Source organism: Mesorhizobium sp. B2-4-19 (assembly GCF_006441315.1).
Lineage (GTDB): Bacteria > Pseudomonadota > Alphaproteobacteria > Rhizobiales > Rhizobiaceae > Mesorhizobium.
This window is the reverse complement of record NZ_VFUV01000016.1, coordinates 39,963-62,524: the sequence shown is the minus strand read 5'-3', so window position 1 is coordinate 62,524 and position 22,562 is coordinate 39,963. Positions and strand designations below refer to the sequence as shown.

At 63.4% G+C, this 22,562-nt stretch carries 20 protein-coding genes; 10 read left to right on the top strand and 10 right to left on the bottom strand.

All coding sequences use genetic code 11. The annotated features are described in order from the left end of the window. Nucleotide 1 precedes the first annotated feature (1 nt). Genes FJ546_RS23500 through FJ546_RS23490 form a run of 3 tightly spaced genes read right to left on the bottom strand, consistent with a single transcriptional unit; the run spans nucleotide 2 to nucleotide 4,450 of the window. Nucleotides 2-1,234 (bottom strand): aminomethyltransferase family protein, encoded by a 1,233-nt coding sequence (locus tag FJ546_RS23500; protein WP_140891594.1) that lies wholly within the window; start codon nucleotides 1,232-1,234, stop codon nucleotides 2-4. A gap of 38 nt (nucleotides 1,235-1,272) precedes the next feature. Then, a complete protein-coding gene (locus FJ546_RS23495; RefSeq protein WP_140891516.1) occupies nucleotides 1,273-2,844 on the bottom strand; it encodes an NAD(P)/FAD-dependent oxidoreductase in 1,572 nt (523 codons plus the stop codon). Continuing rightward, nucleotides 2,831-4,450, bottom strand: coding sequence for an NAD(P)/FAD-dependent oxidoreductase (locus tag FJ546_RS23490; RefSeq protein WP_140891515.1), 1,620 nt, complete (start codon nucleotides 4,448-4,450; stop codon nucleotides 2,831-2,833). Before FJ546_RS23490 ends, FJ546_RS23495 begins: the two co-directional genes overlap by 14 nt. A gap of 278 nt (nucleotides 4,451-4,728) precedes the next feature. Here FJ546_RS23490 and FJ546_RS23485 point away from each other — a divergent pair, with 278 nt between their 5' ends. The 5 genes from FJ546_RS23485 (at nucleotide 4,729) to FJ546_RS23465 (ending at nucleotide 9,901) form a co-directional block, all read left to right on the top strand. Beyond that, complete coding sequence (locus FJ546_RS23485; RefSeq protein WP_140891514.1) at nucleotides 4,729-5,523, top strand: class I SAM-dependent methyltransferase; 795 nt, start codon at nucleotides 4,729-4,731, stop codon at nucleotides 5,521-5,523. A 27-nt stretch (nucleotides 5,524-5,550) separates the two neighbouring features. Continuing rightward, nucleotides 5,551-6,216 carry a transcriptional regulator BetI gene (gene betI, locus FJ546_RS23480; RefSeq protein WP_246686933.1) on the top strand — a complete coding sequence of 222 codons (666 nt, stop codon included), beginning with the start codon at nucleotides 5,551-5,553 and terminating at the stop codon, nucleotides 6,214-6,216. Nucleotides 6,217-6,264: 48 nt separating this feature from the next. After that, nucleotides 6,265-7,347: an ABC transporter substrate-binding protein gene (locus tag FJ546_RS23475; RefSeq protein WP_140891512.1), complete on the top strand. Its 1,083-nt coding sequence runs from the start codon at nucleotides 6,265-6,267 to the stop codon at nucleotides 7,345-7,347. 197 nt (nucleotides 7,348-7,544) lie between these two features. Next, nucleotides 7,545-8,621: an extracellular solute-binding protein gene (locus FJ546_RS23470; RefSeq protein WP_140891511.1), complete on the top strand. Its 1,077-nt coding sequence runs from the start codon at nucleotides 7,545-7,547 to the stop codon at nucleotides 8,619-8,621. Continuing rightward, entirely contained in the window at nucleotides 8,618-9,901 is a 1,284-nt protein-coding gene (locus FJ546_RS23465; RefSeq protein ID WP_246686932.1) for a flavin monoamine oxidase family protein, read from the top strand. Before FJ546_RS23470 ends, FJ546_RS23465 begins: the two co-directional genes overlap by 4 nt. A 46-nt stretch (nucleotides 9,902-9,947) precedes the next feature. Here the strand turns inward: FJ546_RS23465 and FJ546_RS23460 are convergent, their stop codons facing one another. The 3 genes from FJ546_RS23460 to FJ546_RS23450 all read right to left on the bottom strand — a co-directional run bounded on the left by FJ546_RS23460 (nucleotide 9,948) and on the right by FJ546_RS23450 (nucleotide 12,839). Then, on the bottom strand, nucleotides 9,948-11,021 hold the full coding sequence (locus FJ546_RS23460) for an ABC transporter ATP-binding protein (RefSeq protein WP_140891509.1): 1,074 nt from the start codon (nucleotides 11,019-11,021) through the stop codon (nucleotides 9,948-9,950). A gap of 82 nt (nucleotides 11,022-11,103) precedes the next feature. Beyond that, nucleotides 11,104-11,925 carry an ABC transporter permease gene (locus tag FJ546_RS23455; RefSeq protein ID WP_140891508.1) on the bottom strand — a complete coding sequence of 274 codons (822 nt, stop codon included), beginning with the start codon at nucleotides 11,923-11,925 and terminating at the stop codon, nucleotides 11,104-11,106. Then, the gene (locus FJ546_RS23450; RefSeq protein WP_140891507.1) at nucleotides 11,922-12,839 is read right to left on the bottom strand and encodes an ABC transporter permease; all 918 of its coding nucleotides are present in this window, start codon (nucleotides 12,837-12,839) and stop codon (nucleotides 11,922-11,924) included. The genes FJ546_RS23455 and FJ546_RS23450 overlap by 4 nt, the downstream gene beginning before the upstream one ends. Nucleotides 12,840-13,174: 335 nt before the next feature. Between FJ546_RS23450 and FJ546_RS23445 the strand changes: the two genes are divergently transcribed. Further along, nucleotides 13,175-14,593: an aminotransferase gene (locus tag FJ546_RS23445; RefSeq protein ID WP_140891506.1), complete on the top strand. Its 1,419-nt coding sequence runs from the start codon at nucleotides 13,175-13,177 to the stop codon at nucleotides 14,591-14,593. Between the two features lie 254 nt (nucleotides 14,594-14,847). On the opposite strand, the gene FJ546_RS23440 is transcribed toward FJ546_RS23445, so the two are convergent. Then, nucleotides 14,848-16,050, bottom strand: coding sequence for an aromatic ring-hydroxylating dioxygenase subunit alpha (locus FJ546_RS23440; protein WP_140891505.1), 1,203 nt, complete (start codon nucleotides 16,048-16,050; stop codon nucleotides 14,848-14,850). Nucleotides 16,051-16,550: 500 nt separating this feature from the next. On the opposite strand from FJ546_RS23440, the gene FJ546_RS23435 reads away from it, so the two are divergent. Beyond that, nucleotides 16,551-16,961 (top strand): hypothetical protein, encoded by a 411-nt coding sequence (locus tag FJ546_RS23435; RefSeq protein ID WP_140891593.1) that lies wholly within the window; start codon nucleotides 16,551-16,553, stop codon nucleotides 16,959-16,961. Between the two features lie 202 nt (nucleotides 16,962-17,163). Here FJ546_RS23435 and FJ546_RS23430 read toward each other — a convergent pair whose 3' ends face one another. Both FJ546_RS23430 and FJ546_RS23425 read right to left on the bottom strand, forming a co-directional pair. After that, nucleotides 17,164-19,284, bottom strand: a complete 2,121-nt coding sequence (locus FJ546_RS23430) for a PAS domain S-box protein (RefSeq protein ID WP_181168059.1) — start codon at nucleotides 19,282-19,284, stop codon at nucleotides 17,164-17,166. A 92-nt stretch (nucleotides 19,285-19,376) separates the two neighbouring features. Next, on the bottom strand, nucleotides 19,377-20,150 hold the full coding sequence (locus tag FJ546_RS23425; protein ID WP_181168061.1) for a response regulator transcription factor: 774 nt from the start codon (nucleotides 20,148-20,150) through the stop codon (nucleotides 19,377-19,379). A gap of 45 nt (nucleotides 20,151-20,195) precedes the next feature. On the opposite strand from FJ546_RS23425, the gene FJ546_RS23420 reads away from it, so the two are divergent. Next, on the top strand, nucleotides 20,196-20,897 hold the full coding sequence (locus tag FJ546_RS23420; RefSeq protein WP_140891503.1) for a response regulator transcription factor: 702 nt from the start codon (nucleotides 20,196-20,198) through the stop codon (nucleotides 20,895-20,897). Nucleotides 20,898-20,964: 67 nt separating this feature from the next. Here the strand turns inward: FJ546_RS23420 and FJ546_RS23415 are convergent, their stop codons facing one another. After that, complete coding sequence (locus FJ546_RS23415) at nucleotides 20,965-21,132, bottom strand: hypothetical protein (protein WP_140891502.1); 168 nt, start codon at nucleotides 21,130-21,132, stop codon at nucleotides 20,965-20,967. Nucleotides 21,133-21,333: 201 nt separating this feature from the next. Between FJ546_RS23415 and FJ546_RS31315 the strand changes: the two genes are divergently transcribed. Together FJ546_RS31315 and FJ546_RS23405 are read left to right on the top strand one after the other, a co-directional pair. Further along, nucleotides 21,334-21,630 carry a hypothetical protein gene (locus tag FJ546_RS31315; protein WP_181168058.1) on the top strand — a complete coding sequence of 99 codons (297 nt, stop codon included), beginning with the start codon at nucleotides 21,334-21,336 and terminating at the stop codon, nucleotides 21,628-21,630. A gap of 233 nt (nucleotides 21,631-21,863) precedes the next feature. Continuing rightward, complete coding sequence (locus FJ546_RS23405; protein WP_140891500.1) at nucleotides 21,864-22,319, top strand: L,D-transpeptidase; 456 nt, start codon at nucleotides 21,864-21,866, stop codon at nucleotides 22,317-22,319. The last annotated feature ends 243 nt before the right edge of the window (nucleotides 22,320-22,562 follow it).

Genomic DNA, 22,562 nt, shown 5'->3' with positions numbered 1-22,562 from the left:
ATCAGAAATCCGCCGGCGGATTGGCGGTGCGGCGGTCGAGCTTGATGAAGGGCCGCGCCACCACCTTGGCCCGTTTCATCAGCTTCTGATACTGCAGCTCGCGCATGGCGTAGATCTCGACCCAAAGGTCTTCCACGACAGTATCACCATAGGGCCGCGCCAGCGAGGCGATGGCGATGTTGCGCTTGGCCATCGGCGACCACATGGCGGCGCTGACCAGTCCGACCTCCTGATGTTTCTTGTGATAGACGATGGCGTGTTCGGCCGGGATGTTGCCCTCGATCTCCAGCCCGACCAGCACATGGCGCAGCCTGCGTTTGGCGCGCGCTTCGAGAATGGCGCGGCGGCCGTTGAAATGGGCCTTCTGCGGATCGATCATGAAGCCGAGCCCGATCTCGTCGGGCCTGCGCAAGCGATCGGCGCGTATGGCGTGCACGGCGGTGGTGAAGTCGGCATTGGCTACGATCAGCCCGGCTTCGAGCCGCGCGCGATTGAGGGCGGTGTAGCCGATGGCACGGATGCCGCGCAGCTCGCCCGCTATCATCAACCGGTCCCACAGGCTCAGCGCCTTGTCGGCCGGCACGAACAGTTCGTAGCCGAGATCGCCAGTGAAGCCGGTGCGCGAGATGGTGACGGATGTGTCGTCGTGCGGGATATCCGCAAGGTCGAAAACCCTGAGCTTCTCGACACCAGCGAAGCCGGCATCGCGCAGCACGGCGAAGGAGGTTGGCCCCTGCAATGCCAGCCCGGCGACGGCCCCGGTTTCTTCCTCGACGATGACCTCGAAACCAATGGCGCTGTCGAGCAGCCAGGGCAGATGCCGCTCCTGCGAACACAGGCGGAAGCGCGTCGGCGACAGGCGAAACAGCGTGCCGTCGTCGAGGACAAACCCCTCGTCGTCACACCATGCCGTGTAGTGGACACGGCCGGGCCTGAGTTTTGTCACATCGCGCAGCGTGACGCGGTCAAGGAAGGCTTCGGCATCCGGCCCTTCGATCCGGTACTTGGTCATCGGCGAGATGTCGAATAGCGCCGCCTGGCTGCGGATGGCGAAATATTCGAGTTCCTCGTCCCACAGCGAATGCGGCGCGCGGTAGCCGGCCCAATTGTACCAGTCCTGGGTCTTGGCCAGCGCGTCGAGGCGCGGCTGGAACGGCGTGCCGAGGCGCAGCGTGCGGAAGTGGGATTGCGCCGCGATGCGGGCTGTCAACGGAACGGAGGCTTGATGGGTCATGATGGTGCCATGGAGTGCAGCGTCGGCCAGTTGAGACATCAGGTCACCCCCTTCATCGCAATGATGCGCCGCGCGGCATTCAATCCTGGCGCACCCGAAACACCGCCACCGGGATGCGAACCCGCGCCGGCCAGGAACAGCCCGCCGAGCGGCGTGTTGTAGCCCGACCAGCCGGAGATGGGACGCGAGATCAGCATCTGATCGGCGTGCAACTCGCCATGGTGCCAGTGACCGCCGGGCATGCGGTAGCGCATCTCGATATCGGCCGGTGTCAAAAGCTCGGCGTGAACGACGCTCTTGCCGATGCCGGGCGCGTAAGCCTCCAGCTGCGCCATGATCGCCTCGAGGAATTTCGGCTTGCCGGCAACCCAGCCTTCCTTCAGCGCATAGGGCGCGTATTGCACCACGGCCGACAGCACGCAGGCGCCGCCGGGCGCGAGTGACGGATCGGCGAGGCTGGGCAGCGTGATTTCCATCACCGGCTCGGGCGAGAACTCGCCATATTTGGATGGATTGAAAGCGCGCTCGACGTGGTCGGGAGAGGGCGCGATGACCAGTCGGCCCTTATGGCCGGCGGCGTCGACACCGGCAAACCGCGGCGGCCGGTCGAGCGCCAGATGGAGCTTGGCGGCATCGCCCCTCATGCGGATATTTTTCACCTTGCGCACGAAGCCGGTGTCGATCTCGCGCGGTCCGACGAGGTCGAGGAAGGTGGTCGTCGGATTGATGGCCGAGACGATTGTTCGGGCGCGAAGCTCCTCGCCAGTGTCGAGCGCGACGCCGACGGCATGGCCCTTCTCGACGGTGATTTTTGCCACGGCAACCGAAGTGCGGATGGTGACGCCGGCCTTCTCCGCTGCGGCGCGAATGGCGGCGACCACCGCGCCCATGCCGCCCTGTGGCAGCAATTGCGCTCCGGCCGCACCGCCGCTCTCTCCGGCCAGGCGATAGTAGAGGCCGAGCAACGAGGTTGGCGAGCGCGGGCCAAGATGGCTGCCGAGGGTGGCGTCGAAGGCGAGCAGGCCCTTCAGCCTGGCATCTTCAAGTTGCTCGTCGAGCAGGTCGGCGACGTTCATCAAGAGCACGCGCAAGAAGTCGCGCATGTCTTCCTTGCCGAGTTTTTTCAGCGCCAACGCGGTCTGGCCAAGCCCTGCGGTCTCCATCAACGACATGCCGGCGAGATCGGGCGGCCGGCGGGAGAGGAAGGTCTTCAGGATGCCGGCATAGCGCAGCAGTTGCGCGCGCAAGTCCTTCCAGGCGGACTGTTCGGAGGAACTGGCGCCCGTCAGCACCTCGCCATAGGCGCCATGCAGCATCAGCGCCGGACCGTCCTTCGACAGCGCCACCGACGGCAGGAAGCCGGCGCGGGCGACTTGCAGCCCATGCGTCTCCAGTTCCAGCGTCTTCACCACATCGGGGCGCAGGCGGTTCAGCAGGTGAGCGATCGACGAGACGCGAAAGCCCGGGGCGAATTCCTCGGTGCGCGCGGCGCCGCCGACTTCGCTGCCTGCCTCCAGCACCACCACCTTTCGACCGGCCTTGGCCAGCGTGGCGGCGGCGACGAGGCCGTTGTGGCCGCCGCCGATGACGATTGCATCAAATGACGTCATGGGCCGGGCTCATATGCGAGGTGGATTTGGCGAGATCGCGCAGGATTTCGGCTGCCGCATTGCGGCCGGGCGCGCCCATGACACCGCCGCCCGGGTGGGTCGAGGAGCCGCACATATAGAGCCCGCCGACCGGCGAGCGGTATTGCGCGTAGCCCGGCACCGGACGGTTGAACAGAAGCTGGTCGAAGGTCAGTTCACCCTGGAAGATATTGCCTTCTGTCAAGCCGACCTCGGCCTCGATTTCGCGCGGCGTGCGCACCTCCATATGGACGATGCGGTCGCGGAAGCCGGGCGAGTACTCAGCGATCTGCGCAATCACGCTTTCGGCGAAACCGTCACGGTCGGCATCGGTCCAGTCGCGGCCGTTCACCTTGGGCGGCGCGTATTGCACGAAGCAGCTCATGAAGTGCTTGCCGGGCGGCGCCATGGTCGGGTCGAGCGTCGTCGGGATGACCATGTCGAGGAAGGGATCGGCCGACCAGCGCCCGGCCTTCCAGTCGTCATAGGCGCGCTCCATGCGCTCCATCGAATCGGTGAAATGCATGTCGCCGCGATAGACCGGTGAATCCTTCGGCAGCGCCGGGAATTCCGGCAGCGAATCCAGCGCGATGTTGACCTTGCCGGAGGAGCCGCGGATCTTGAAGTTCTTCACCCGGCGCAGAAAGATATCGGGCAGTTCCTTTTCTTCGACCAGCTTCAGGAAGGTGCGCTTCACGTCGGCATTGGAGACGACGAGCTTGCCGTAGATCTCCTCGCCGCCGGCCAGCACCACGCCCTTGGCCTTGCCTCGGCTCACCAGCACATGGTCGACCTCGGCGCCGGTGCGGATGGTGCCGCCCGAGGCCTTGAACGATGCGGCCAATGCCTTGGTGACCGCGCCCATGCCGCCGCGCGCATAGCCCCAGGCGCCGACCGAGCCGTCGACCTCGCCCATATAGTGATGCAAGAGCACGTAGGCCGTGCCGGGCGACATCGGTCCGAGCGCGGTACCGATGATCCCCGACAAAGCGAAGTTCGCCTTGATGACATCGGTCTCGAAATACTCGTCGAGGAAGTCCGCGATCGACATCGTCCAGAAGCGCAGCGTCAGCGCCATCTCTTCCGCCGACAGGCCGGCGAATTTCTTGCCGAGATAGAGCAGTTCGCCAAGGTCGCGCGGCTTGAGACTGGTCGGGTCGGGCGCGGTGCGCATCAGCAGCGGCTGGATGAAGCGGCATTGCCGGGTCACGTCGCGGGCGTAGCGGTCATAGGCCTCGGCGTCGCGCCGGGAGAAGCGGGCGAATTCGCGGCGGTGCGCATCATGGTCGCGGTAGTTGGCGAGATAGTCACCATCCCTCGTGAACACCGCGCCGCCCTCATAGGAAATGATCTGCAGGCCGAAGCGCGGCAGTTCGAGGTCGCGCATGATCTCGGGGCGAAACAGCGAGCAGACATAGGAGCAATTGGAATAGAGGAAGCCCGGCGTCAGCTCGCGGCTGGTGGCCGCACCCCCGACCCAGTCGTTCTTCTCCACCACCAGCACGTCGAGCCCGGCGCGCTGCAGGTAGCAGGCATTGACCAGGCCATTGTGTCCGCCGCCGATGACGATCGCGTCCCAAGCTTTCATTGTGGCCCGGCCTCTTTGTTTCCAGGCAGTTCCCAAAGGAAAGCGCTACGCGCCTTTCCCGGGAAAACCGCTCGCACTTTTCCTGGAATTGCCCTGTGCGACCCGCTGTTCATTTTTGCGTGATCTGTTCCCGAATACGCGGAATTTGGCACGGTATCGGGCATTCTGTCCAGTAATTCTGAATGAATGTTCAACAAATTATATTGCGTTTTCCCCGGCATGCGCTAGGCTTTGCCGGCGTTCGAAACGAGCATTCATCGATTGGGGATCGAGGGCTGATGATCGAAACGGCAGATGCCGAGTATGACGATGCCGCCATCCGCTTCCTCGAGGCGCTGTGGGGCGATGGCTACCTGTCGCCGGGCGGACCTGAAGAGGTCGACAGGGTTGTCGAAGGGCTCTCGCTCGAGGGCAAGACGATCCTCGATATTGGCTGCGGCTCCGGCGGCATCACGCTGCATCTGGTCGAGCGCCATGGCGTCGCCCACGCCACCGGCTTCGATGTCGAGCAGCCGGTGATCGAGGCGGCCAGGCGGCGAGCCGCCGGGCACGGGCTCGCGGACCGCGTCAGCTTCGTCCAGGCGCCGCCCGGACCGCTGCCTTTCGCCGATCGCTCCTTCAATGCCGTTTTTTCCAAGGACGCGCTGCTGCATGTGCCTGACAAGGACGGCCTGTTCGCCGAGATCTTCCGCGTGCTGAAACCGGGCGGCGTCTTTGCCGCCTCCAACTGGATGATTGGGCATGACGGCGAACCGTCACCGCAGATGAAGGCCTATATCGCGGCGGAAGGGCTGTCCTTCGCCATGGCCTCGCCGGCGCGCTATGCGCAAGCGATGCGGCGCGCCGGCTTTGCCGACGTCACCGTCAGGGACCGCAACCCGTGGTACCGCGAGGTGGCGCGTGGCGAGCTGGAAAGGCTGAAAGGACCGCTCTATGCGCCGGTCGGCGCCGTGGTCGGCGCTGCCTATGTCGACAAGAACATCAGAACCTGGGAGGCCATGCAGAAGGTCCTTGACAGTGGCGAGCACCGTCCCACTCATCTTCGCGGGTGGAAGCCGGATGCGATTGGATAGCCGGCGATGCTGGAGACGATCACACCCATGAAAACGGCAGACGCCAAGGATGCCCTCGTTGAACCGGCGGGGAAAGCCGAGACCGAGAAGCGGGGACGCAAGGCTTCGAAGGAGGTCCGTCAGCTGCAGCTGATCGAGGCGACGATCGATTCGCTGGCCAAGCGCGGCTATGCCGAGACGACGATGGCCGATGTCGCCGATGGCGCGGGCCTGTCGCGCGGAATCGTAAACTTCCATTTCGAGAGCAAGGAAAAGCTGCTGATCGCGACGCTGCAGCACATGTATGACGAGTATTCGGCGCATTGGCGCGCCGCCCTGCAGAAGGCAGGCGACGATCCGGCGCGGCAGCTGCAGCAGCTGGTGTGGGCCGACTTCGACCGCTCGATCTGCAACAAGCGCAAGCTCGCCGCCTGGCTGGCCTTCTGGGGCGAGGCCAAGTCGCGGCCGACCTATCAGGCGCTGAGCAGCTCGCGCGACGCTTATTACCAGCAGGTCTTCGTCGATCTCTGCACGACGCTCAAGCACAGCGGCCCGTATGCCTATGAGCCGCAGGTGATGGCGCTGGCGCTTTCGGCCATGCTGGAGGGGCTGTGGCTGCGGCTGATGATGGGCACCGAGGACACTACGCGCGAAACAGCCTTGCAGGCCGCCAACGCTTTTTTGGCCGCTGCCTTCCCGAAGCACTACGGTTAGCAACAGCCGGCCGCCAAGACCGGCAAGACCAAAAGAGGATGGAACAGCATGAAGAAGCTTAGCCGACGCCTGACATTGACATTGGCGCTGGGTGGCGCGCTTGCGGCTTCGGCGGCAGCGTTCGCCGTTGCCGCCGACAAGGACCTGATCGTGTTCGACTGGTCCGGCTACGAGGATGCCAGCTTCCATCCTAAATATGTCGAGAAGAACGGCGATTCGCCGACCTTCGCCTTCTTCGGCGACGAGGACGAGGCGTTCGAGAAGGTGCGCTCGGGCTTCAAGGCCGATCTCGGCCACCCCTGCTCGCAGAGCGTGACGAAGTGGCGCGAAGCAGGCCTCCTGCAGCCGCTCGACACGTCGAAGATCACGGGCTGGAAGGACCTCAATCCCGGCATCATGGCGATGAAAAATCTCGCCACCACCGATGATGGCAAGGCGTGGTTCATGCCTTGGGATTGGGGCAACACGCAGCTCACCTACAACTCCTCCAAGATCGACGCCAAGGACGTGCAGTCGCTGAAGGCGTTTGCCGATCCGAAGTTCAAGGGCCGGGTGTCGATCGGCGACAATGTCGACGACGCCTATGCGCTGGCGAGCCTCGCCATCGGCCTGAGGGACTGGACCAAGATGACGGACGACCAGTTCAAACAGGCTTCCGACTTCCTGCGTCAGGTGCACAAGAACGTCCGCTCCTACTGGACCGACACCACCGACATCGTGCAGCTGTTGAGCGGCGGCGAGGTCGACCTGGCCTGGGCCTGGAACGATGCCACGGTGCAGTCCGTCAAGGCAGGCGTGCCGATCAAGTCGGTAAAGGATACGAATGAAGGCATCTCGACCTGGGTCTGCGGTTATGTGCTGTTCAAGGACGCGCCCGGCAACATCGACAAGGCCTATGATTATCTGAACGCCATCAACGATCCGGAGACCGCCAAGGTGCTGGTCAAGGACTGGGGCTATGGCCAGGCCAACGCCAAGGGCATGGCCGGCGTCGACCAGGCGACCCTGAGGGAAAAGGGCTATGACGACGTGCAGAAATTCGTCGACAAGACGCTGTTCCAGTCGCCGCTGCCGTCCGACCTCAAGCTGAAGATGATCGCCGAATTCGAGAAGATCAAGGCCGGGTACTGAGCATGATCCCGAAAAGTGGAGGCCGGTTCTCTCGGACAAACGGGAGCCCCTTTTGTCCAGAGATCGTGCTCAAACAAGGAATGTAAGCTCTCCTCCCGGCTGCCCGTCCATGGCCGGCACGGCGGCGGACGGGCCTCGCCAAAGCGGATGATTTCTCCTAACCTCGCAGAAGCTTTTTCGCGATGGGGGAGTTTGCCATGACGCCGATGCTACGCCGCCTGGCGCTTGCCGCCGCCTGCACGATCGGCGCCGGCGCGGCCTATGCCTGGGCGGAAGGCGGCGGCGATCTCGTGGTGTTCGACTGGTCCGGTTACGAGGACCCACTGTTGCATCCCGCCTATACCGCCAAACACGGCGCCGAGCCGACCTTCGCCTTCTTCGGCGACGAGGACGAAGCCTTCGAGAAGATGCGGGCGGGCTTCAAGACCGATATCGCGCATCCCTGTTCACAAAGCGTGGCGAAATGGCGTGACGCGGGCCTGCTGCAGCCGCTCGACACGTCAAAGATCACGGGCTGGAAAGACCTCAATCCCGGCATCATGGCGATGAAGAACCTCGTCACCACGCCCGACGGCAAGGCCTGGTTCATGCCGTTCGACTGGGGCAACACGGCCTTGCTCTACCGCACCGACAATGTAACGGCTGGCGAGGCGCAGTCGCTGCGGATCCTGGCCGATCCGAAATTCAAGGGCCGCGTCACAATCGGCGACAATGTCGACGATGCCTACGCGCTGGCGAGCCTGGTCATTGGCCTGAAGGACTGGACCAAGATGACCGACGCGCAGTTCAAGGAGGCGTCTGATTTCCTGCGCCAGGTGCACAAGAACGTGCGTCTCTACTGGACCGACTCGAGCGACATCGATCAGGCTTTTTCCGGCAATGAGGTCGACCTTGCCTGGGGTTGGGGCCAGACACTGATCGCGATGAGCGGGCAAGGCGTTCCCGTCGCCATGAACCGGGATACCAAGGAAGGCATGTCCACCTGGGTGTGCGGCTACGTGCTGATGAAGGACGCGCCGGGCAAGCTTGACCAGGCCTATGATTTCCTGAACGCGGTCAATGCGCCCGATATTTCGAAATACATGGTCACGACGTTCGGCTACGGCCATGGCAACAGCGCCGGCATGGCCATGATCGACCACAAGGTGCTGGCCGAGCGCGGTTTCGATGACATCGACAAGTTCCTCGACAAGACGCTGTTCCAGCAGCCGGTCGCGCCCGAACTGAAGAAGCGCATGGTCGACGAATTCGAGAAGATCAAGGCCGGCTATTGACGGACGAACTGGAAAGAACCGATGTCGTCATCGTCGGTGCCGGCTTCACCGGCCTGTCAGCCGCACTTGAGCTGAAGCAGGCCGGTATCGATTTCGTGCTGCTCGAGGCGCGCGATCGTGTCGGCGGACGGGTGGAAGCCGTTCGGAATGGACTTGGCGAGCGCATCGACAGCGGCGGCCAATTCCTGTGCGAGGACATGCCCGAAGTGATGGCGCTGGCGAAGGCGCGCGGCAAGACATTCGTCGAAACCTATGTCGAGGGCGACTTCACCACACATCCGTCGATGCCGCCCAAGGACGCCAAGCAGACCTATCACGGGGCGATGGCGATCCGCGAGCGCATGAACGGCATCGAGCCGGACGACCAGTCGATCGCCGGCATGAGCGTCGCGGCCTGGCTTGAACAGCAGCCTGATCCCATCGATGCCAAGACGGCTTTCCGCTCTATGATCGAAGGCCTGTGGTGCCTGCCGATGGATCAGGTGCCGCTCTGGCACCTGATCGACAATGACCGGCGCATCACCAACGAGGTGCCGGAGCTGCAGTATTTCCTGCGCGAGACCATGCAATCGCTGGCCGAGGACCTGGCTGGCGATCTCGGCGACCAAGTGCGGCTTGGCGAACCGGTCACGCGTGTCGAGCACGGGTCGCAAGGCGTTCGTGTCGTCACGGGCAATGGCGTGATCCAAGCGCGCGGGGTGCTGGTCGCCCTGCCGCCGGCGACGGCCGCGAAGCTCGCTTTCGCGCCGGCCTTGCCGGCGACACTCGCGAAGGCGCTTGGCGTCTGGGAGAGCGGCGCGGTGATCAAGATCCTGGTGCGCTATCCCAAGCCATTCTGGCGCGGGCAGGGTTTGAGCGGCATGGTGATGTGGCGCGACCTGCCGGGGCTGTTTGCCTGTGACGCCAGCAGGGACGCGGAGCATGCCGCGCTCGTCGTCTTCGTCGGCGGGCCGCTGGCGTTTCGATGGCGCGCGCTCAGCGATGCGGCGTTGCGCGCGGAAGTGACGGCAAGGCTGGTGGCTGCTCTTGGTCCGGGCGCGGTCGACAGTGAAGATTTCAACCAGCGCGACTGGATCCATGACCGCTGGAGCGGCGGCGCTTACAGCGACCTCATCGTCGACGTGACGGCCAAGGATGCCGAGCGGACGATTCTCGCGGGCGCGCCGCCGGTGCATTTCGCCGCTTCGGAACTGTCGCCGTCATTCCCCGGCTATGTCGAAGGCGCGATCGTCGCCGGGCGCATCGCGGCGAGAAACATAATTGCCGAGCTTGTTAGCTGAGCATGATCTTTTCCCAAAACCGGTTTCCACTTTTGGGGCTCATGCTTCAATCGCCCATCGCCACCAGCGCCTCGGGATCGTAGGCAAGGCGGATCGGTGTGCCGACCGGAATGTCGTCGGCGCCGAAATCGTTGGTCTCGGTCACCGACAGCGGCTTTTCCAGCCCCGGTATCTCGACGATAAGATGAGTAATCTCGCCGAAATAGTGGCGTTCGACCACCTTGCCGGCAACCTCGAATTTAGCCGTCGCATTGTCCCACAGCACGCGCAGACGTTCGGGGCGGATCCCCAGCGTGGCCGCGCCGCCATTGCGCATGAAGGCCTTCGGCTTGTCGGTTTTCACACGGCCGAATCCCAGCGTGTCGACGATCAGCGAAGCGCCATTCTCCTCGACGATCTCGGCCTTGACGAAGTTCATGCCGCCGAGGAAGTCGGCGACCTGGCGGTTGACCGGGCGCTGGTAGATTTCCTTGGGCGAGGCGACCTGCGCGATCCTGCCGCCGAACATCACCGCGATGCGGTCGGACATTGCGAGCGCCTCATACTGATCGTGGGTGACCAGCACGAAGGTGATGCCGACGGCCTGCTGCAGGCGGCGCAGCTCGACCTGCATCTGTTCGCGCAATTTCTTGTCGAGCGCCGACAGCGGCTCGTCGAGCAGCAGCACCTTCGGCCGCATGACCAGCGCGCGGGCGAGCGCCACGCGCTGGCGCTGGCCGCCGGACAGTTCAGTAGCCAGCCGCTTGCCAAGTCCGGTCAGCGAGACCCGCGCCAGAGCCTCCTCGACGCGGCGTTTCTCCTCGCCGCCCTGCAGCTTCAGCCGCTTCAGCCCATAGGCGACGTTCTGCTCGACATTGAGGTGCGGGAAGATCGCATAGCTCTGGAACACCATATTGGTCGGCCGGCGGTTGGCCGGAATGCCTTCCATCGGGTGGCCGCCGACCGCGATCGATCCGCTGGTCGGGTTGTCGAAGCCGGCGATCATGCGCAAAAGCGTGGTCTTGCCGCAGCCGGACGGGCCGAGCAGCGAAAAGAATTCGCCCTCCCTTATTGTCAGGGACGCGTCGTCCAGCGCCTTGAACGATCCATAGCTGCGGGTGACGTTGCGGATCTCGATCATTGCACGGTCAGACTGGGCCCGATCAGACTGGGCCCGATCAGATTGGGCCCGATCAGATTGCGGGTGCTCGATCTGCGGCTGTTCAGGCATAGAGGCCTCCCTCGTTCTGGGTGCGCCTGGCCGCGCGGCGGCGCAGGATTTCGGCGATTGTCATCAACAGGAAGGAGGCAACCAGAAGCAGCGTGCCCAGCGCCAGCACGCCCGGAAGTTTCGACGCGAAACGCAACTGGCCCCAGATGTAGATCGGCAGCGTCGCTTCGGTGCCGGTCAGGAAGAAGGCGATGATGAACTCGTCGAGCGAGATGGTGAAGCAGACGAGCAGGCTGGAGATAATGGCCGGCGCCACCATCGGCAGCGTCACGCGGCGGAAGGTGCCGAAGGCACTCTCGCCGAGATCGGCGGAGGCTTCCTCCAGGCTGCGGTCGAAACCCTCGAAGCCGGAGGTCAGCACCGTCATCGAATAGGGAATGCAGATCAGGACATGGCCGAGCACGACGGTGAACAACGAGAGGCTCAAGCCCAGCTGCAGCATGACCAGCAGCATCGAGATGGCGACGATCACCTCGGGCAGCACCAGCGGCGCCATGATCAGGCCGTTGATGGCGCGGCGGCCTGGATAGCGGTAGCGGGTGATCGAGCGGGCGGCGAGGATGCCGAGCACGGTGGCGAGAACCGACGCGCAGACACCGACTTTCAGGCTGTTCCAGGCGGCATCCAGCAGGGCCGGCGTGTGCGGCAGGTCCGCATACCATTGCAGGGTGAAGCCCGTGAGCGGGAATTTCGGCGTCGGCGCCGTGTTGATCGAGAAGATCGGCAGGAAGATGACGGGCAGGTAGAGGAAGACGATATAGAGGAATGCATAGACGGACAGCCAGCCGCCCGACAGGAGACGCCGCGCCCTCATCGTGCCAGCCTCTGCAGTGCGCGGATGATCAGCACCGTGGCGCCGGCCATCAGGGTGACGATCAGCATGGTGGTGACGGAAAGGGCGGCCCCCAGCGGCCAGTTGGCCGCCTTGCCGAACTGCGCCTGGATGGCGTTGGCGATCATGACGCCGTCCTTGCCGCCGACAAGCTTCGGCGTGACATAGTCGCCGACGGTCGGGATCATGACGATCAGCGCCGCCGAGATGACGCCCGGCGCCGACAGCGGCAAGGTCACGCGCAGGAATGAACGCAAGGCACCATCGCCGAGATCGGTGGCTGCCTCGACCAGCGTGCGGTCGACCTTTTCCAGCGAGACGAAGATCGGCAGGATGGCGAAAGCCGCCCAGGCATGGGTCAGGGTGATGATGACGGCGCTCGAATTGTAGAGCAGCGCCGTCGACGGCTCGTCGATGATGCCGAGGCCCATCAGGCCGGAATTGAGCACGCCATTATAGCCGAGGATGACCTTCCACGACATGACGCGCAGGAGATAGCTGGTCCAGAACGGGATGGTGATGAGGAACAGCCACAGGCTCTTGTGACGGCCGCCATGGAAGGAAATGAAGTAGGCGATCGGGTAGGCGAGGATGACGGTGAACAGGCTGACCGTCAGCGAGATGTAGAGCGAGCGCCACAACAGATCGCGGTAGATCGGCTCGGTCAGCGCCACGCGGTAGTTTTCCAGCGTGAAGGTGCGGTCGATGGTCAGGTAGTGCTGCGTCCAGAAGGAGTGGGCGATGACCACCAGGATCGGCAGGACCAGCAGGATGAGGGCGTAGAGAAAGGTCGGGCTGATCAGGGCAAAGCCCTGGACGGGTTCGGATTGCAGAAGGGCATTTCGTCTGGCGCGCGTCATGCGCAACGGGGGCGACCCTTCCACGGTCGCCGTCATTGCCGGACTCCGGGGGGCAGGGCTCCGGGCGTGATCTCGGTTGCTGGCCTGGACTGTTCCGCCATGCGGCATCCCATTGTGATGATGCCGGCCGTTTGTTCCCACTTATCCTTGGAACGCGATCGAAAACAAAACCGGTGACCACTTTTGCTGGTCGCGTTCCTAGCTTGCCGGCTTTCTTTCATCATGCGCGCATCCGTGGATTGAAATCAAGCGCTATTTCTGAGATATTGATTGAACGAACATTCAAAATTAGGTGAGGAAAGCCGCCATTTCCGGCCTTTGCCGCCGAATTTTAAGCTCAAGAAGAAATCGACAGAGATGTGGAGACGACAATGGCTGCGGTGAGGGATCTGAAGGCGACCGAAATGGCGGCGTCCGGCGGTGACGATGCCATTGAACTGGGCAAGCGCCATCTCATCCAGCCCTGGCCGCATGCCGGTTCCGTCGGTGCGGAAGCCCGCGCGCTGATTGGTGAGGGCGACGGCATCTACATCACCGACAGCACCGGCAAGCGGCTGATCGACGGGCCGGCCGGCATGTGGTGCGTCAATGTCGGCCACCGCCGCGAGGAGCTCGCCAGGGTGATGTACGAGCAGGCGATGGCGTTGTCCTACAACACGCCCTGGTACACGATGAACGCGCCGTCGGCCGAACTTGCCATGCGCATCGCCGGCCACGCGCCGGGCGATCTCAGCCACGTCTTCTACACCACCGGCGGCTCTTCCGCCGTGGAGACGGCGCTGCGCTTCATGCAGTTCTACAACAATGTGCGCGGCTGGCCGGAAAAGAAGCTGATCCTGTCGCGCGGCGGGGCCTATCACGGCTCGACCTACCTGTCGGCCTCGCTCAACGGCCGCCCGCGCGATCGCGACTGGATGGACGGCGCCGAAGAGCTGGTGATCAAGCTGTCCTCGCCCGATCCGTTCCGCCGCCCGCAAGGCATGGGCCTTGCCGCCTTCACCGACTTCCTCGTCGACCAGTTCCGCGACACGGTCGCCCGTGTCGGCGCCGACAAAATCGGTGCTTTCGTCGGCGAGCCGGTGCAGGCATCGGGGGGCGTCGTGATCCCGCCCGACGGCTATCTCAAGCGCATCCGCGAGATCTGCCGCGACAACGACATCCTCTATGTCTCCGACGAGGTGGTGACGGGCTTCGGCCGGCTCGGCCATGTCTTCGCCTCGGGCGACGTGTTCGGCATCGATCCCGACATGATCACCTTCGCCAAGGGCGTCACCTCGGGCTATTTCCCGCTCGGCGGCGTCATCATCTCGGAACGGCTGCTGCAGGAGTTGCGCCGTTCGAACCATCCCGATGCGATGTTCGGCCATGGGCTGACCTATACCAGCCACCCCGTCGGCTGCGCCGTGGCGTTGAAAAACCTCGACCTGCTGGAAGAGAGCGTGCTTGCCCACACGCGCGCGGTCGCGCCCTATTTCCAGGCGCAGCTGAAGACGCTGGAAGAGCTGCCGCTGGTCGGCGAGGTGCGCGGCGCCGGGCTGATGGGCTGCGTCGAATGCGTCGCCGATCGTGAAAGCAAGAACCCGCTGCAGCTCGACAAGGATGTCGGCAAACGCATCGACGCCCACTGCCATGAACTCGGCCTGCTGGTGCGGCCGCTGATCAACATGTGCGTGATGTCGCCGCCGCTGATCATCACGCGCGAGCAGATCAACGACATGGTCGGCATTTTGCGCGAGGGCATTTCGCGGACCATGGATGATCTGAGGAAGGAAGGCGTGTGGCGGGGGTGAAGTTCCTTCCTTGTCACCGTTTCACGGGGAGAAGGTGCCCAACGGGCGGATGAGGGGCGGCGCTGACATTGGCGATTGGCTATGCATGGGGACTTCATCCGTCTCAGGTGATGACCTCGCCGGCCTGCACAGCGCCGGCTTACAAGATTTCAGTCGAAGATAACCTTCTGGGCTTGAAGGCAAGCCAATCGCGAGGCGCCGGCGCCGCCCCTCATCCTTCGGACGCCCTCTCAGGTAGGACGGAGAGAAGGAAGCTACGACCGCGACCTCAGCGCGTCGTTCAAATTCCACATGTCCTTCTCCTCGGGCGCCGATTCCAGGCCCAGCACCGGCAGCATCTTGCGCAGATGATCGTGGTGGGTGCGCACGCCATATTCGAGGTCGGACAGATAAAAGCCCTCGAAGGCTTCGGACAGCATGGATTCGTTCGACCACACCGACAGCTGGACATCTTCCGACATGGTGTCGCGGTCGATGCGGAAGGAGAGGTAGCGGGCGGCGGCCTGCTCGCGGCTTTCGTCGCGGTAGCGGTAGATGGCGCCGCGCAGCAGGGTCTGACCCGTCGACAGCGGAAACTCCTGATAGAACTGCACGGATTCCGGCATCACCGAAATGACCGTATTGGGAAAGATGCCGTAATAGACCCAGGCTTTTTTCAGATAGTCCGGCAGATGCGCCGGCTCAGGCGCGATCTTGACGTAGTTCTTGACGCTCCAGCGGCGGCCGGCATGCGGATTGTAGGTGGCGAAGGAGCGCGATACGCCATTGATGAAGGGCTCATCGAAATAGGTCGCGCCATAAAGATCCTGCAGGGCAGGATGCGCCATGGCGACGTGATAGCCCTCATTGTCGACATCGCGCACCGACTTCCAGTTGACCGGCGTCTTCTGGGTCCAGATGCCCCAGGACGGCACCATGTCGGCGGCGTTGTAATGCGCGAATTCGGGCTCGATCGGCTTCATCAGCTCGGCGACCGAAGGCTGCGGTCCGCCATTGCGGAAGCGGATGAAGATAAAACCCATCCAGACTTCGAGGTCGAGCTGCATCAGGCCGAACTCGGTCTTGTCGAGATCGGGAAAGGAGCGCGGGCGCGCGGCGCCGCGCAGCGTGCCGTCGAGATTGTAGACCCAGCCATGGAACGGGCACACCAGCGCGTTCTTGCAATTGCCCTGACTGTCGGCGACGACACGGCTGCCGCGGTGGCGGCACATATTGTTGAAGCCGCGCACGACGCTGTCCTTGCCGCGCACGATCAAGGCGCGTTCGCCGACCACATCCATGGTCAGATAGTCGCCGGCGTTCGGGATGTCGCTGACATGGCCGACGATCTGCCAATGATTGCGGAAGACATGCTCCTTCTCGAGCTCGAGAAGGGCATCGGAATGGTAACTCCAGCCCGGTAGCCCCCGCCGGTCCCAATCGTTGGGGATCGCCACGTCACGGAGGTGCGGGTTCATAAAACGACTCTTCTTTTTGTTGAATAATCATTCAATAAAATCATATTTTGCATTGAAATGCAATGGGTTGTGAAAATAATAATGATTTTCACTGCGGAGTCCAGGCGTCGTCCTCGGCAGAATTCGACGCGGCGGCTGCCCGAGAAAATCGCGGAGAATCCGGATGTTAGCTCAGGTTCCGAAATGCCGTTCCCACGTCGTTTCCCAAAGCGCGGAAGCAGACGAATAAGACGCCTTGCCGGTTGCAAAAAAGCGCTCGCCGCGCCTCGGTCGATCTGCTGTCCGGCAGGCGCTTGGGTTGGGGCTGCCTAGCTGGAGGCCGACCTGGGAATAGCCCGCCTCGGCGAAGTGTGAGCCGGAATGACCGATTCTGCCCGGTTTTGCCCGATATTGCTGTTTCAATTCCGTTACATTGCCAGAGCCACACCAATTTTGTGCTGTTACAAAGTGCGATTAAGTTCGTTTCATCACCAAAAAGAAACGCAGCGAAGGGGAAGGCAATGCATGCGAAAGTCGAGATCATCACCCGCGAACACCGCCTCCAGGCTCCAGAGCGCGCTGACCGCCGCCCGAAACTGGCGCTACGCCAACGCGCCAGCGACCACCCCATGGCCATGTTCATGGGGCTGGCTGCTTGCGCCGTCATCGGCATGGCGCTCATGCCGACAGTCGGGCCGGCCTTCGCCTCGCTAAATCCGCCGGCCAATGTGGTCGACGGGGAGTCAACGACAATCAAGACCGCGCGGCTGCCAATGCCGGCGCTCGACTTCGCCTGCAAAGGGCAGGCATGGGGCGCCGAGAGCGTCGATTGCCTGCGCGCCATCGCCGAGCAGTCCGGGACGCACAAGGCCCGCGCGATCCGCATGATCGCCAATGCCGCGCCGCTGACCAACACGCCAAACATTTTCTGATTTCCGTCGAAGCGTGATCCCGGAACGTTCCCTTTCGGGGTCCTGCTCTGACCTCCCCGAGCGCTCCTCCAGCGCTCCATTCAGCTCCCGCCGCACAGTCGGCCGGGAGCTTCTTTTTGGAGCAATTCCAGCAAAAGTGTGAGCAGTTTTCCCGGGAAAAGCGCGTAGCGCTTCCCCTTGGGAATTGCGTCAAAACAAAGCGTTAGAGCGACTCGCCGTTTCCGTGAAACGGTGAAACGCCTTTCAACACAGCCTGCTCGGCAATGATTGAAAGCACGCTGCGCACGTCCAGCGTGCTGAACGGCTTTTCCAGGATCTGCGGCCGCTGCTGCGCCGGCAAGGCTTCGATTTCCGCCTTGGCGCCGATCAGATCGCCGGTGACTAGCACGAAACGCCGTGCCAGTTCGGGCCGCTCCGCAAGCAGCTCGCGGTAGATGGCCATGCCTGATGTGCCGGGCATGCGCAGGTCCGAAAAGACGATGTCGGGCGGCATATGACCGCTCAAGGTGGCGGCGCCCGGTTCCCAAACCGGCGCGATGCGCGACTTGATGCCCATCAATTCGAGAATGTCGGACAAGGAGCCCGCGACATCAGGCTCGTCGTCGATGATCAAGGCATGACGCAGGCCGCTCGAGCGTGGCTGGCTCTCGCCGGCAGCAGCGATGCCCGCCGAAATGGCCGGCAACTGGACAACGAAACGCGCGCCTCGGGGCTGCACTTCCTCAAACCAGACATTGCCATTGTGCCGCTCGATGATCGATTTCGAGATCGACAGGCCGATGCCGGTGCCCACACCGACCGGCTTGGTGGTGAAGTAGGATTCGAAGATGCGGTTGCGGATCGCTTCGGGAATGCCGGGCCCGTTGTCCTCGACCGAGAAGCCGGGATTGCCGCGATCGCCGCGGAAGGTCCGTACCTTGATCAGCCGGTCGCCGGCAATGCCGGCCAGCGCGTGCTGGCTGTTGATGAGGAAATTGGCCGCCACCTGCGTCACGTGGTCGGCATCCGCCATGGCCAGCAGCGGCCCCGGTGCGAAATCGGTGTCGATGATGATGCCGCTCGAGCGTGCGCCATAGGCGGTCACCTCGAGGGCAGCGCGGATCACCTGGTTGAGATCGGTCTCGGCCTGGGCCGCGGGATGAAGCCGGACCATCGACAGGAAGCTCTTGACGATGCGGCCGCAGCGCTCGGCCGCGGCGCGCACCTTCTCGGCGCGGACCTTGGTCTGCGGGTCGGAGGCGAATTCGTGCAACAGCGTCGATTGCGCGACCACCACCGCCAGCGGATTGTTGAGCTCATGCGAAACGCCGGCAAGCAGCGAGCCCATCGCCGCCATCTTCTCGTTCTGGTGCAGCTTCTCGCGCTGCCGGTTGATCTCTTCCTCGGCACGCAGCCTGTCGCGCAGGTCGCGGATCGAGCCGAAGATCAGGCGGCGGTCGGCGACCCGCATCTCGGTCGCCGTCAGCTCGATCGGAAACACCTCGCCGGCGGCATTCTGCGTCACGGTCTCGAGCCGCTGGCCGACCATCGGCGCGCCGCGGCCCGACATGTAGTCGGCGCCCGAGGAATAGCCCTTGCGGTAGTATTCCGGCACGACGGTGTCGAGCAGGTCCTTGCCGAGGATGTCGCTGCGCTGGAAGCCGAACATCTTTTCGGCGGCAGGATTGAATTCGATGATCGATCCGGCCTCGTCGATGACGATGATGGCGTCGAGCGAAGCCTGCAGCATGGTGCGGCGGATCACTTCGCTGGCATGGGCGTCGGAGGGCGAGTGCTCGATTGCGTCGCCGATGGCGAGCGCGATGATGTGCAGCGTCGCCTCCTCCTCGTCGGTCCATTCGCGCTCGTCGACGCAATCGTTGACGGCAAGTGTGCCCCACAGATGGCCATGGGCGAAGACCGACACCGACAGGAACGACTTGATGTTCTGCTTTTCGAAATCGGTTCTCAGGAACCCTTCGAGATTGCGCGTATGCCCGGCAAAGATCTTGCCCTGCCGTTCGTCCTCGGCGACGCGCTCCAGCAGTGGGTCCGAATTGACGATCGACTGCATGATCACGGTCGGCGAGGCCAGTCCGCCGCCAAAGTCGGGGGCGATCCAGTAGGCGGCAACCGACTGGGCAAAACCCTGGCCCGGCAGTTCGCGCAAGCGGAACAGGATGCCGCGCTGGCATTCGATGGCCCGGCAAAGGGTTTCCAGTATGCCGTCCATCTCGCGCTGCCAGTCGCCTGCCTCGCGCAGCCGGCGAACGACGCGCACGGCCGCCATCGCAGCACCCTGCCTGAAACCCTGCATATCCCTGCTTGTTACTTCGCCCGTCATTTTCAGCCGTTATTCCAAAATATGCCAATCCGGTCGGCCCCATTCGATCGGCGAGCAACGGCTTTGAACCCGAGACCCTGTGGGCCTGGCGCTCAGTTGCTGTCGCCGGTCGGCAGCGAGAAGATATAGCCTTCGCCGCGCACCGTGCGCAGGAATTTCGGGTTGGCCGGATCCGCCTCGATCTTCTTGCGCAGGCGCATGATGCGGATGTCGACGGCGCGCGATGATTCCGGATCCTCGGTGAAGCCGATCGCCTCCGAGATCGCGGCGCGGGTCAGCAGCCGGTTGGCGCGGGTCAGGAAAACCTCCAGCACATCGAATTCGCTCTTGGCCATGTCGATCACGGTACCGTTGGCGCCGGTGACCAGCCTGCCGTCAAGATCGGCCTGGAACGGGCCGAAGGCGACGGAACGGCGGTCCGTCCTGGTCTTCCTGTCGAGCAGCTCCGTCGGCTGCGGAACGCGGCGCAGCACGCTGCGCACCCTCGCCAGCACTTCGCGCAGTTCGTATGGCTTGACGATATAGTCGTCGGCGCCGAGCTCCAGCCCGACGATGCGGTCGAGCGCCGTGCCGGCGGCGGTCGCGTAGATGATGCCGATCGGCATTCTCGAGCGCAGCCAGCGGCCGAGCGACAGCCCGTCCTCGCCGGGCATGGCGATGTCGAGAATGGCCAGATGAAAGGCTTGGGTCTCGATCAGGCCGCGCGCGGCGGCGGCGGTTTCAGCGGTCGCCACATCATAGCCGGCGGCGCCGAGATACTCCGCAACCGCGTCCCTCAGGTCGGGCTCGTCCTCGACGATCACTATTCTTGCCCGCACGATGCGCTCGCTCCCACTTTCAGTGGAAAGTAGATTGGGTATAAACATCATGTCCAGCACTCATATCCGGTTGCAAGGGAACGGTTGGAAAACATGGCTGCACGAGCCGTCATTGCGCTTGTTTCCGTCGCCGACGTGGTCGCGACCGAACTTGCCGACCATCTCGAGCGGCGTGGCAATGATGTGCGCAAGGCGCGACAGCCCTGGGAGGCGGAATCGCTGCTGGCGGGCGGAGGCATCGATGTCGTTGTCGTCGGTGACAGTCTCAGCCAGGCGGAAGGGCGGGATCTGCTCAGGCGTTATGGCGGCCAAGGCGAGGGCGGCCGGGATGGGCCCGATTTCATCCTGATCTGCCGGCCGGCCGATCTCGTCGACAAGGTGCTGGCGCTCGAACTGGGTGCGGCCGACGTCGTCGAAAGCCCGCTCAATGTCAGGGAGCTTGCCGCCAGGGTCGGCGGCCTGCTGTCGCGTCGTGGCAGGGGCACGCAGGAACTGATCGTGCTGGAGAATGCGACCGTCGATTTGAGATCCGCCATCGTCATGCACCGGTCCGGTACGGAGGAACAGCTTTCGCCCGGCCAGGTGGCGCTGCTCAGGCTGTTCCTGGCGAGCCCCCGCAAGGTGCTGACGCGCGACGACATCATCGCCGCGGCACCGGCCGAGAACGCCGACGCCTTCGATCGTTCGATCGATTCGCGCATCGTGCGGCTGCGCCGCAAGCTCGACACAGAGACCATCACCACCATACGTGGTGCGGGCTACCGGTTCGATCCGCCGCAGCAATTCACCGACTGACGGCGGCGTGTCCGGGCTATCTTGCTGGCTGGGCATCGGATTTTCCTCCTGCCGATGCTCCCGCGGTTCAGCGCACCACCAGCAGCGACGGACCCGACGGCATGTCGCTGCTCGCGACGAGTCCGTTTGCGTGGGCACGCTCCTTGAGGAGCACGGTGGCTAGCGCGGCAAAGCCAAGCAGGCCCTGCGCATAGAGCAGTGCGGAAAGCACAGAGGCGGCGAATGTCGTCTTCATCGTTCCAACTCCCCAGAAATGCCAATTCTTCAAAAATGAGTATGTCGCGGGTCGCTTCAGGAAACTCCCGAAGTGCCCGCGCCGCTCACGGAGCCCCCCGCAGCGGCGCGGGCCTTCGGTCCTCTCGGCAGCAAGTTGCCGGAGGGGCCGCGCAATGCCAGCAACCGAAGGCCAACCCGCCAGAGGGCCTTGAGCCGGGTGATGCGCAGGCTGGAAACAATCCAGACCGAGGCCGAAAACAGAGCGGCGTGCAGGGTAGAGATCTCGCTCGAACTCATCGCCGCCAGCCTTGCCACGGGGCCGCCGGCAACCGTGCCGACACCGCCTGTGACTGCTGCCGCGATGCTGATCCTGAAGAGCCAGGACCGCGTGTTCGTTTTCGTTCCCATGACCGTTGCCGTCTGCTTTCGTTACGTCAACCTTGCGTTCGGCCCGTATCCGGATCATGCCGCCCGAAGCCGCGCTTTGTTGCAGGTTGGTTTCGAGTTTGCCCATTGATCTTTCATATGGGGGCAATTCGAACTTTCGTTTTGCGAGGAATACCTATGTGCTCCAAATCGCCGCCGCCGTCGGGGTGCGATCGCCGGCGCTGTTGGCGCTTGGCCTGTTAATCAGAGGAAACAGATTCGAAACACAAACGAGCATTTCGCGAAATCGCTCCGAAACATGCCGCAACGATAAGCCGCTCATCGAATTGGAGCCGGCTTGACCGGCAGAGAGAGGGGGACATCATGCACACCACCATTTCCGCCAAGCTCATCAACATCACCGCCGCCGCGCTCACGGGTGCGGCGTTTCTGTTCGGGGCCAACGCAGCCCATGCCGCCAACAAGATCGTGGCGCGGGTCTCGCTTTCGCAGCAGATCATGGAGGTTTCGGTCAGTGGCCGGCCGACCTTCGCCTGGAAGGTTTCCACCGGTGACAGGGCGCATGTGACGCCGACCGGTTCGTTCAAGCCGACGCGCATGCATGAGATGTGGTATTCGAAGAAGTACGACAACGCGCCGATGCCGCACTCGGTGTTCTTCAGCGGCGGCTACGCGGTGCACGCCACCTATGCCATCAAGCGCCTTGGCCAGCCGGCTTCGCATGGCTGCGTGCGGCTGCATCCGGACAATGCGGCCGATTTCTATCAGCTGGTCGAGACGTTCGGGCCGGCCAACACCAGCATCGTCATCGTCAAGTAGCAGGCTGTGGGCAGGCCGGCGGATCGCCGCGCCTGTTCAGGATTCCTGCCGGCACATTCCGGCGGTATCGAGCGCAGCCAAAAAAGAGGCCGGATTTTTCCGGCCTCAGACTGCTGACAAACCTCCGCACGTCTCGAAATCACCCAAGATTCACGGAACGTCTCAGATTCAGATCGCGAACAAACCGGAATCAAAACCCCTCGATTTTGACTGCTGTCAAAAACCGAGGGGTTTGTAATCAAT

Coding starts and splice junctions, on each gene's coding strand:
- FJ546_RS23435 (WP_140891593.1), top strand. CDS start 16,551: ATGCATGCGAAAGTCGAGATCATCACCCGCGAACACCGCCTCCAGGCT.
- FJ546_RS23460 (WP_140891509.1), bottom strand. CDS start 11,021: ATGATCGAGATCCGCAACGTCACCCGCAGCTATGGATCGTTCAAGGCG.
- FJ546_RS23450 (WP_140891507.1), bottom strand. CDS start 12,839: ATGACGGCGACCGTGGAAGGGTCGCCCCCGTTGCGCATGACGCGCGCC.
- FJ546_RS23445 (WP_140891506.1), top strand. CDS start 13,175: ATGGCTGCGGTGAGGGATCTGAAGGCGACCGAAATGGCGGCGTCCGGC.
- FJ546_RS23455 (WP_140891508.1), bottom strand. CDS start 11,925: ATGAGGGCGCGGCGTCTCCTGTCGGGCGGCTGGCTGTCCGTCTATGCA.
- FJ546_RS23430 (WP_181168059.1), bottom strand. CDS start 19,284: ATGACGGGCGAAGTAACAAGCAGGGATATGCAGGGTTTCAGGCAGGGT.
- FJ546_RS23475 (WP_140891512.1), top strand. CDS start 6,265: ATGAAGAAGCTTAGCCGACGCCTGACATTGACATTGGCGCTGGGTGGC.
- FJ546_RS23425 (WP_181168061.1), bottom strand. CDS start 20,150: ATGTTTATACCCAATCTACTTTCCACTGAAAGTGGGAGCGAGCGCATC.
- FJ546_RS23420 (WP_140891503.1), top strand. CDS start 20,196: ATGGCTGCACGAGCCGTCATTGCGCTTGTTTCCGTCGCCGACGTGGTC.
- FJ546_RS23495 (WP_140891516.1), bottom strand. CDS start 2,844: ATGACGTCATTTGATGCAATCGTCATCGGCGGCGGCCACAACGGCCTC.
- betI (WP_246686933.1), top strand. CDS start 5,551: ATGAAAACGGCAGACGCCAAGGATGCCCTCGTTGAACCGGCGGGGAAA.
- FJ546_RS23415 (WP_140891502.1), bottom strand. CDS start 21,132: ATGAAGACGACATTCGCCGCCTCTGTGCTTTCCGCACTGCTCTATGCG.
- FJ546_RS23500 (WP_140891594.1), bottom strand. CDS start 1,234: ATGACCCATCAAGCCTCCGTTCCGTTGACAGCCCGCATCGCGGCGCAA.
- FJ546_RS23490 (WP_140891515.1), bottom strand. CDS start 4,450: ATGAAAGCTTGGGACGCGATCGTCATCGGCGGCGGACACAATGGCCTG.
- FJ546_RS23405 (WP_140891500.1), top strand. CDS start 21,864: ATGCACACCACCATTTCCGCCAAGCTCATCAACATCACCGCCGCCGCG.
- FJ546_RS31315 (WP_181168058.1), top strand. CDS start 21,334: ATGCGCAGGCTGGAAACAATCCAGACCGAGGCCGAAAACAGAGCGGCG.
- FJ546_RS23485 (WP_140891514.1), top strand. CDS start 4,729: ATGATCGAAACGGCAGATGCCGAGTATGACGATGCCGCCATCCGCTTC.
- FJ546_RS23440 (WP_140891505.1), bottom strand. CDS start 16,050: ATGAACCCGCACCTCCGTGACGTGGCGATCCCCAACGATTGGGACCGG.
- FJ546_RS23470 (WP_140891511.1), top strand. CDS start 7,545: ATGACGCCGATGCTACGCCGCCTGGCGCTTGCCGCCGCCTGCACGATC.